This is a genomic window from Lentzea sp. NPDC059081 (assembly GCF_042738015.1).
GTDB lineage: Bacteria > Actinomycetota > Actinomycetes > Mycobacteriales > Pseudonocardiaceae > Lentzea.
In genome coordinates this window covers 1-8,984 of the sequence record NZ_JBHYGW010000059.1, presented here as the reverse complement: position 1 = coordinate 8,984, position 8,984 = coordinate 1, and the positions used below count along the sequence as shown (strand labels likewise).

Sequence of the window (8,984 nt, the reverse complement as noted above, 5' to 3'; positions counted from 1 at the left end):
GTGTCAAGTCGACACGCTTTTCGTCGACTTGACACCCCTCCGTTGTCGTGGCTCGCTCTTGGCTCGGCTCGTGACGGGGGCCCCACCCGAACCGCACCACCAACGCACCAGGCAGCCGCCCAACACAAACAGGCGTGCCATCAACCCGCCGGTGGCGTGGTACCCCCAGATCAGATTGGCGGGGGTTCGGGGGCAGAGCCCCTGAGGGAAAGCACGCAACGCAAACACCCCGCCCGCACCAGGGGAACGCCCCGCAACAGGGGACCCCAGGCGGAACACAACGGAAGGACCCCTACGAACGCCCGCGACTGATCAAATCCCGATACCACACCGCACTCTGCTTCAACACACGCTCCTGACTCGAGTAGTCCACGGCCACAAGCCCGAACCGCTTCCCATACCCGTACCCCCACTCGAAGTTGTCCATCAACGACCAGGCGAGATACCCCCGAACATCCGCCCCACCCCGAACAGCAGCAGCCACAGCCGAGATGTGCGAAGACAGGTACGAGACCCGATCAAGATCAACCACCCGCCCGTCCTCAACCACGAGATCGTCGAACGCAGCCCCGTTCTCAGTGATCACCAGAGGAACCCCGTAATCCCTCTGCAACCGCAGCAACAACGAGGTGAACCCCTCAGGAACGATCTCCCACCCCATGGCGGTGACGGGCAACCCCTGCGAAACCACCCCACCACCAGAATGAACATGGGACGTGTAGTAGTTCACCCCGACAACATCCAACGGCGTGGAAATGACAGCAAGATCCCCGTCCACCACCGGCAACGAGACCCCACGAGCAGCCAGATCGGCCACCACATCCGCCGGATAACGCCCGAACACCAACGGATCCATGTAGATCCGCGTACCGAGCCCATCCGCCACACGAGCAGCATCCACATCCGCAGGGTCATCGGAAGCAGCCGAATGCGACCCCATGTTCAACGTGATGCCCAACGACGAAACCCCACGGGACCGAAGCTCCCGGGCAGCAAGCCCGTGCCCCAGCAACAGGTGGTGCACCGCCCGCATGGCCTCGGAGAAGTTCGTCCGCCCGGGCGCGTGCCGCCCGCTCTCGTACCCGAGCATCGTCGAACACCACGGCTCGTTCAACGTCGTCCAGGTACGCACCCGGTCCCCGAGAGCGTCGTGCACCAGCCCGGCGTACTCCTGGAACCGATAAGCGGTGTCCCGCAACGGCCACCCACCGGCATCCTCGAGCTCCTGAGGCAGATCCCAGTGGTACAGCGTCAACCACGGATCAACCCCCTTCTCCAGCAACGCGTCCACCAGCCGCGAGTAGAAGTCGAGGCCACGGGAGTTGACCGGCCCACGGCCACCGGGCTGAACCCGCGGCCAGGACACGGAGAACCGGTACGTGGACACCCCCAGCGAGGCGATCAGCTCGACGTCGGCGGGCATCCGGTTGTAGTGGTCGCAGGCCACGTCCCCGTTCTCCCCGTTGGCCACGGCACCGGGCCTGCGGGAGAACGTGTCCCAGATGGACAGTCCGCGCCCGTCCACGTCCCAGGCCCCTTCGATCTGGTAGGCCGAAGTGGCCACGCCCCAGAAGAAGTCGTCCGGCAGCCCTGCGGTCACCTCAGACACGTGCGTCCTCCAACCAGCAGGCGACCCGGCGCTGTTCCTCGACGAGCTCCAGCGACGGCATCCGCTCCCCGCAGACGTCCATGGCGGAGGGGCACCGCGGGTGGAACGGGCACCCGGACGGCATCGACCGCAGGTCCGGCGGCGAGCCGGGAATGCCCCGCAGCTCACGCCGAGGCCCGCGCAGAGCGGGGAACGACGACAGCAACCCCTGGCTGTAGGGGTGCTTGGCGTCCTGGTAGATCGACGAGGCGGGCGCCTCCTCCACCACCCGGCCGCCGTACATGATCGCGATCCGGTCGGAGAACTCCACCAGCAGCGAGATGTCGTGCGTGATGAAGATGACCGAGAACCCGAGGGTCTCCCGCAGCCGCATCATCTGACCGAGGATCTGCCGCTGCACCACCACGTCCAGCGCGGTGGTCGGCTCGTCCATGATCACGATCTCGGGTTCCAGGGCGAGCGCCATCGCGATCATCACGCGCTGCCGCATGCCGCCGGAGAGCTGGTGCGGGTACGAGGACAGCCGGTCGACCGGAATGCCGACCAGCGCCAGCAGCTCACGGGCACGCGCCACCCGTTCGACGCGGGACATGGCCGGCCGGTGGGTCCGCAGGACGTCGTCGATCTGCGTGCCGACCGAGATCACCGGGTTCAGGGCGTTCATCGCGCCCTGGAACACGATCGCGATCTCGCTCCACCGCAGCACCTGCAGCTTCTTCTCGTCCAGCGACAGCAGGTCCTGCCCCTTGAACAGCACCGACCCGGACGGCACCCGGCCAGGCGGCTGCAGCAGGCGGGTGGCGGCGTAGGCCAGCGTCGACTTGCCGCTGCCGCTCTCCCCCGCGAGGCCGAGCACCTCGCCGGCGTTCAGCGTCAGCGAGACGTCGTGCACGGCCCGCAGCGTTCCGTAGTCCACCGAGAGGTCGCGGATCTCCAGCACCGGGCTCATGCGCGCACCTTCCGCAGGCGGGGATTCGCGTACTCGTCGATCCCGAAGTTGATCAGTGCCAGCGCGGTGCCCAGCAGGGCGATGCACAGGCCGGCGGGGACGAACCACCACCACGCGCCCAGGCCGAGCGCCTGGTTGCTCTGCGCCCAGAACAGGATCGTGCCCCAGTTCCAGGTCGACAGCGAGATGACGCCGACGAACGACAGCGTGATCTGCAGCATGACCGCGAAGATCACCGTGCCGACGAAGCCGGACGCGATCACCGCCATCAGGTTGGGCAGCACCTCGAACACGATGATGCGCCAGGTCGACTCGCCGGACGCGCGGGCCGCCTCCACGAAGTCGCGGCGCCGCAACGACATCGTCTGGGCGCGCAGCACCCGCGCGCCCCACGCCCACGCCGTCAGCGAGATCACCGCCGCGATCAGCACGGTGTCCGCCGACGGCAGCATCGACGCCACGATGATGATCAGCGGCAGCGCCGGGATCACCAGGAAGACGTTGGACAGCATGGACAACGCCTCGTCGGCCGCACCGCCGAGGAACCCGGCGGTCACCCCGACCAGGATCGACAGGAACGTCGCCAGCACACCGCAGACCAGCCCGACGACCATGACTCCCCTGGTGCCCACGAGCACCTGGGAGAAGATGTCCTGCCCGGTCATGGTCGTGCCGAACCAGTGCGCGCCCGAGGGCGGCGACAGCAGGTCGTCGCCCATCGCGGACGGGTCGTAGGGCGCGATCCACTCGCCGATCACGGCGATCAGCGTGAAGAAGGCCAGGATCCCCAGGCCCAGTTTCGTCTTGAAGTTCATCGCGGAATCAGCCCTCCCGCCGCGTGCGCGGGTCCAGCAGCAGGTAGCCGATGTCCGCGAGCAGGTTCGCCACCAGCACGGCCAGTGTGATCACCAGGAACACGCCCTGCATCAACGGGTAGTCCTTCGCGCCGATGCCCTGGAACAGCACGTAGCCGAGGCCCGGGTAGGAGAACACCATCTCGACCAGCAGCGCGCCGCCGACGATGAAGCCGAGCGACAGCGCGAAACCGGAGATCGACGGCAGCACGGCGTTGCGCGCGGCGTAGGCGAACATGATCCGCCGCTGGGTGAGGCCCTTGGCCTTCGCGACGAGCACGTAGTCCTCCGCCGTGACGGTCACCATCATGTTGCGCATGCCGAGGATCCAGCCGGCCACCGAGCTCACGACGATCGTGACGCCGGGCAGCACCGCGTGCTCCAGGACGCTGCCGATGAACTCGCCGGAGAACTCCGGCACCAGCCCCGGCGCGTAGCCGCCGGACGCCGGGAACAGCGGCCACGTCACGGAGAACACCGAGATCGCGATCAGCCCGAGCCAGAAGTACGGGATCGACGACAGGAACGTCGTCATCGGGATGAGATTGTCCATCCACGACCCGCGCTTCCAGCCCGCGTAGACGCCGAGCAATGTGCCCAGCAGGAACGCGATGATCGTGGTGACGCCGACCAGCCCGAGCGTCCACGGCAGCGACTGCGACAGCACGTCCGCGACCGGGGTCGGGAAGAACGTGAACGACAGCCCGAGGTCGCCCTGCAGCAGGGCGCCCCAGTAGTCGACGTACTGCGCCCAGATCGACTTCTTCTCGTCGAGCCCGAACAGCACGTACAACGACGCCATCGCGTCGCTGTTCAGCCGGCCGCCGAGCTTGGTGATCATCGCCTGCACCGGGTCGCCCGGCAGCAGGCGCGGCAGCAGGAAGTTCACCGTGATCGCCGCCCACAGCGTGACGAGGTAGAAGGCGGCACGGCGCAAGAGGAACGTCATGCCGCCGCCTCCACGTACAGCCAGCACGCCGCCCAGTGCCCCGAGGGGTCGACCTCGGTGCGCGGGGGCGCCTCGGTCCAGCAGCGGGCCTGCACCTTCGGGCACCGCGGCGCGAACCGGCAGCCGGTCGAGACCTGGCCGGTCTCCTCCACCGGCGCGTCCAGCGCGACGACCGACCGCTCGGGGTCGGGCGCCGACTCGATCAGCAGCTGCGTGTACGGGTGGGCGGGCTTCTGCGTCACGGTCTCGCTGTCACCGCCCTCGACGATCTGCCCGCCGTACATCACGAACGTCTCGTCGGCGAAGTAGCGCGCCGACGCGATGTCGTGGGTGATGTAGAGGACCGCGAGCTTGAGCCGTTCCTTGAGGTCCAGCAACAGGTTCAGCACGCCGAGCCGGATCGAGACGTCCAGCATGGACACCGGCTCGTCGGCGAGCAGCACCTCGGGGTGGGCCGCGAGCGCCCGTGCGATCGCGACGCGCTGCCGCTGACCGCCCGACAGCTCGTGCGGGTACCGCGAGGCGAAGTCGGCGGGCAGGTTCACCCGCTCCAGCAGCTGCTCCACCGTCTCGGGCCGCTTGTGGATCTTCAACGGCCTGCTGAGGTGGTAGCGGATGGTGTGGATCGGGTTGAGCGAGGCGAACGGGTCCTGGAACACCATCTGGACCTTGCGCCGGTACTCCCTGACCCGCCGCACCCGTTCACCGTCGAGCAGGATCTCGCCCGAGGTGGGCTCGACCAGTCGCGCCAGCAGCTTCGCCACCGTCGACTTGCCGGACCCCGATTCGCCGACGAGGGCGGTCACGCGCCCGCGGCGCAGGACGATGGAGACGTCCTGCACCGCACGCACGCGCTTGTAGGTCTTGACCAGACCCTTCGCTTCAAGCGCGACTTCATTCATCTAGGACCCCGCGGGCTTCAGCTTCATGACGATCTGCAGGGCGTTGGGCAGGGTGGCCTGCGGCGGACCGTACGGGTCCTCCTCGGTCGGCCAGCCGACCCAGCTCTTCGTGCTGTACTCCGCGCCGATCGGACCCGCGGACGTCGGGATCATCGGCACCTGCTCCACCATGATCTTCTGCAGCACCGCGAGGCTCTTGGCCCGCGCCGCGTCGTCGGTGGCGTTCGCGTACTCCGACAGCGCCGCGGTGGCCTCCGGGTTGTTGTAGCGGCCGAAGTTCACCGCCGCCGTCTGCCCGATCGGCTTGATCTCCGCCGCGTCCATGATGTTCTGGTACATCTCGTACGGCGTCGCGCCGGTGTTGGTCCAGCGCAGCGAGCCCTGGAACGCGCCGTTCGCGAAGTCGGTCGTCCACGCGTCCGCCGTCTGCGTGCGGACGGTCGCCTCGATGCCGATCTTCTTCAGGTCGCTCTTGATGATGTCGAGCACCGTCAGGTAGTCCGACCAGCCGGACGGGTTGGTGAGCTCCAGCGTGACGGGCTTGCCGTCGGGCGCCTTGAGCACGTCGCCCTCGAACTTGAAGCCGGCGGCGGTCAGCTTCTGCTTCGCCGCGTCCACGTCGATCTTGAACTTGGCGTCCTTGTACTCCGGCGCGAGGAACGAGTCACCGGCGGGCAACGGCATGCCGGTCTTCGACTCGAGCTTCGGGAACAGGCGCGCCTCACCGCGGACGAAGATCGCCTCGCGGTCGATCACGTCGCTCATCGCCGCGCGCAGGGCGGCGTTGTCGAACGGCGCGACGGTCGTGTTCAGCCACAGGCCGTGGATGCCGAGGCCCGCCGGGAACCAGATCTTGTGGTTGGCCGGGTCCTTGTCCACGTACAGCTTCTGGTAGTCCGGGATGAAGACGTACGACCACTGGCTCGCTCCCGACGCCAGCGCGGTGGTCTGCGCCGTGTTGTCGTTGTACGAGGTGTACTGGATCTCCGGGACCTTGGGCAGCTCCTGCCAGTACTCGGTGCGCCGGGCGATCGTCACCGTCTGCGAGGTGAACGACTTGAGCTGGTACGGGCCCGTGCCGACCGGGTTCGGGTTCGTGTAGGTCGTCGGGTCGGCGACGGTGCTCCAGATGTGCTGCGGGATCACCATCGCGCTGATGACCTTGTTGCGGTTCACGAACTGCGGCGAGGCGAACGTGACCTCGACCTTGCCGTCCGGCGTCGCCGTCGCGGTCTCGACCTTGAGCGAGTCGCGGTTGTTGAGCGCGGGCCACTTCTTCAGGATCTCGTACGAGAAGGCGACGTCCGCGGCCGTGAGCGGCTTGCCGTCGGACCACTTCACGTTCTCCCGGAGCGTGAAGGTGACCTTCTTGTAGTTGTCCGCCCAGTCCCACTTCGTCGCGAGCCACGGCACCGGGTCCTGGGCGGGACGGGTGTTGTTCACGAAGGCCAGCGGTTCGTAGATCTGGTAGCGGTAGCCGAGCGAACCCGCCGCCGACGTGGGCAGGAACGGGTTGTGGTTCTCGGTCAGCGGCCCGTTGGGCATGCCCACGGTCAGCACCCCGGAAGCCTTGGTGGCGCCACCAGAGGAGCAACCGGTCGCCGCGAGCGCCAGTGCTAACGCGACGATGACTGTTCTGCGCATGGGGGAGTCTCCCGATACGAGGTGCATGAGAGCGCTCTCTCATGCGACGGCGAACTAGCCAGACCGCGCGCGGCCTGGCCAGGACGTGTTGAGTTGTGGGTGGGTCAGGGCGCGGATTCGCGCACGATCAACGAGGTGGGCAGCACCAGCGGGTGGTCGGGCATCGGCTGTCCCTCGAGCGTGGAGAGCAGCATCCGCGCGGCGGCGGCGCCCATCTCCTGCGCCGGCTGGCGGATCGTCGTCAGCCGGGGTTCGGTCTGTCCCGCGACCGGGACGTCGTCGAAGCCGACCACGGACACGTCACCGGGGACGTTCCGGCCGGCTTCTCGCAGCGCACGCAGCACACCGACGGCGGAGATGTCGTTCTGCGCGAACACGGCGTCGAACGGGATACCGCTGGCGATCAGCTTGTCCACGGCGACCTCCCCGCCTTCCTGGGTGAAGTCGCCGTCCACGATCAGGTCCGGGTGCAGCGTCAGGCCCGCTTCCGCCAAGGCGAGACGGAACCCGTCCAGCCGTGCCTGCGTGCACCCGAACGTCGGTGGCCCGGTGACGACGGCGAACCTGCGGCGACCAGCCGCGACGAGATGCCTCGCGACATCAGCGCCTCCCTGCCGGTTCGTCGTCGTCACCGAGGGGAACTCCGGGTGGGAGCCGCGGTCGTCGATCATGACGACCGGCAGTCCCGCCCGGTAGAGCGTGGAGATGTAGTGCAGGGCGTCCGGTGGCTCGACCACCAGCAACCCGTCGAAGGCGTTGGCGGACACGTGGTTCGCGAACTGGTTGAGCGAGTCGGGACCGCGGTTCAGGGTGTAGAGCAGCAGCCCGTACCCGTCGGCCTCGAGCTCGTCGACGATGCCCTGCAGGACCTCGCCCATCCACGGCCACGTGAGCGACGGCGCGAGCATCGCGACCGTCCGCGTGCGTCCCCTGGCGAGACCGACGGCACGGGCGCTCGGCACGTACCCGATCTCGTCGATGACCTTGCGGACCCGTTGCGCCGTACTCGCGTCGACGTCCGGCTTACCGTTCAGCACACGTGACACGGTCGCTTTGGACACCTGGGCGCGTTGGGCGACCTCCGCGATCGTGACACGCATGCCGAACTTCCTTCCGCCGCCTCTGAAACCGGTTTCGGTACCGGTTCCGCTGAGGTGTGACGGAGTCAACAGGTTCTCGTCGGTATTCGTCAAGACTCTTGCCGGAACTTCGTGAGAGCGTTTCCACGATTGCGCTCATCGCCGCAGGTGGGACCCGATCGGACGAGTTGAATTGAGACATCCGACCTTGCCTTGATCGATTCGCCCAATGCAACAGCATTGGGCTTTTCGGAGCAGTGAACACCACGTCTCAGTTCGTGCAGAATCGGTGCCATGGGGGTTGTCACGGCGGTCAGCCGCAACGAGGAGTACACGTTCACCAAACCGGCCCGCGAGAGCATCACGCTGCTCGCCGGTCTGGGCGTCGAGGGCGACGTCCACCAGGGCGTCACGGTGAAGCACCGGTCGCGCGTCGCGAAGGACCCGACGGCGCCGAACCTGCGGCAGGTGCACCTGGTGCACGCCGAGCTCCTCGACGAGCTGCGCGACAAGGGCTACGAGGTCGAGCCGGGCTCGATCGGCGAGAACGTCACGACGCGCGGCATCGACCTGCTCGGCCTGCCCACGGGAACGGTCCTGCGCCTGGGTCCCGAGGCCGTCGTGGAGGTGACCGGGCTGCGCAACCCGTGCGCGCAGATCGACGCGTTCTCGAAGGGGATGCTGAAGGAGGTCCTGTTCCGCGGCCCCGGCGGGGAGCTGGTGCGGCTCGCCGGGATCATGTCGGTCGTGCTCGCCGGCGGAGTGGTGCGGCCGGGCGACGAGGTGCGGGTGGAGCTGCCGGCACACCCGCACCAGGCGTTGCTACCGGTCTAGCCGCCGCCGTCCTGCGGATCTCACCGAAGGCGAAGCCGAGTCAATCGCGAGGCCGAAGGCGAGCCAAGGCGACGGCGAAGCCGAGCGCTTTTGCTTGAAACAGCAGGTTCCGGTGGGGTGGGTCCCGTCACGAGCCGTGCCCAGCTCTCGCTGCAACCAGGCAG

At 67.7% G+C, this 8,984-nt stretch carries 8 protein-coding genes; 1 reads left to right on the top strand and 7 read right to left on the bottom strand.

Features of this window, described 5'->3' with window-relative positions; genetic code table 11:
* Positions 1-292 precede the first annotated feature (292 nt).
* The 7 genes from ACFWV3_RS45610 to ACFWV3_RS45580 form a co-directional block, all read right to left on the bottom strand.
* Positions 293-1,609, bottom strand: a complete 1,317-nt coding sequence (locus ACFWV3_RS45610) for a GH1 family beta-glucosidase (RefSeq protein WP_382420639.1) — start codon at positions 1,607-1,609, stop codon at positions 293-295.
* Positions 1,602-2,558 (bottom strand): ABC transporter ATP-binding protein, encoded by a 957-nt coding sequence (locus ACFWV3_RS45605; RefSeq protein WP_382420637.1) that lies wholly within the window; start codon positions 2,556-2,558, stop codon positions 1,602-1,604. The genes ACFWV3_RS45610 and ACFWV3_RS45605 overlap by 8 nt, the downstream gene beginning before the upstream one ends.
* Positions 2,555-3,373 carry an ABC transporter permease gene (locus ACFWV3_RS45600; RefSeq protein WP_382420635.1) on the bottom strand — a complete coding sequence of 273 codons (819 nt, stop codon included), beginning with the start codon at positions 3,371-3,373 and terminating at the stop codon, positions 2,555-2,557. The genes ACFWV3_RS45605 and ACFWV3_RS45600 overlap by 4 nt, the downstream gene beginning before the upstream one ends.
* A gap of 7 nt (positions 3,374-3,380) precedes the next feature.
* On the bottom strand, positions 3,381-4,361 hold the full coding sequence (locus ACFWV3_RS45595) for an ABC transporter permease (protein ID WP_382420633.1): 981 nt from the start codon (positions 4,359-4,361) through the stop codon (positions 3,381-3,383).
* Positions 4,358-5,263 (bottom strand): ABC transporter ATP-binding protein, encoded by a 906-nt coding sequence (locus ACFWV3_RS45590; RefSeq protein ID WP_382420631.1) that lies wholly within the window; start codon positions 5,261-5,263, stop codon positions 4,358-4,360. Before ACFWV3_RS45590 ends, ACFWV3_RS45595 begins: the two co-directional genes overlap by 4 nt.
* A complete protein-coding gene (locus ACFWV3_RS45585) occupies positions 5,264-6,907 on the bottom strand; it encodes an ABC transporter substrate-binding protein (RefSeq protein ID WP_382420629.1) in 1,644 nt (547 codons plus the stop codon).
* Positions 6,908-7,011: 104 nt separating this feature from the next.
* Positions 7,012-8,007, bottom strand: coding sequence for a LacI family DNA-binding transcriptional regulator (locus tag ACFWV3_RS45580; protein WP_382420627.1), 996 nt, complete (start codon positions 8,005-8,007; stop codon positions 7,012-7,014).
* Between the two features lie 273 nt (positions 8,008-8,280).
* On the opposite strand from ACFWV3_RS45580, the gene ACFWV3_RS45575 reads away from it, so the two are divergent.
* Entirely contained in the window at positions 8,281-8,820 is a 540-nt protein-coding gene (locus ACFWV3_RS45575; protein ID WP_382420625.1) for an MOSC domain-containing protein, read from the top strand.
* Positions 8,821-8,984 lie beyond the last annotated feature (164 nt).

What these genes read in the sequence shown, in the direction of transcription:
- ACFWV3_RS45575 (WP_382420625.1), top strand. Translation starts at nt 8,281, where the DNA reads ATGGGGGTTGTCACGGCGGTCAGCCGCAACGAGGAGTACACGTTCACC.
- ACFWV3_RS45595 (WP_382420633.1), bottom strand. Translation starts at nt 4,361, where the DNA reads ATGACGTTCCTCTTGCGCCGTGCCGCCTTCTACCTCGTCACGCTGTGG.
- ACFWV3_RS45585 (WP_382420629.1), bottom strand. Translation starts at nt 6,907, where the DNA reads ATGCGCAGAACAGTCATCGTCGCGTTAGCACTGGCGCTCGCGGCGACC.
- ACFWV3_RS45600 (WP_382420635.1), bottom strand. Translation starts at nt 3,373, where the DNA reads ATGAACTTCAAGACGAAACTGGGCCTGGGGATCCTGGCCTTCTTCACG.
- ACFWV3_RS45590 (WP_382420631.1), bottom strand. Translation starts at nt 5,263, where the DNA reads ATGAATGAAGTCGCGCTTGAAGCGAAGGGTCTGGTCAAGACCTACAAG.
- ACFWV3_RS45580 (WP_382420627.1), bottom strand. Translation starts at nt 8,007, where the DNA reads ATGCGTGTCACGATCGCGGAGGTCGCCCAACGCGCCCAGGTGTCCAAA.
- ACFWV3_RS45605 (WP_382420637.1), bottom strand. Translation starts at nt 2,558, where the DNA reads ATGAGCCCGGTGCTGGAGATCCGCGACCTCTCGGTGGACTACGGAACG.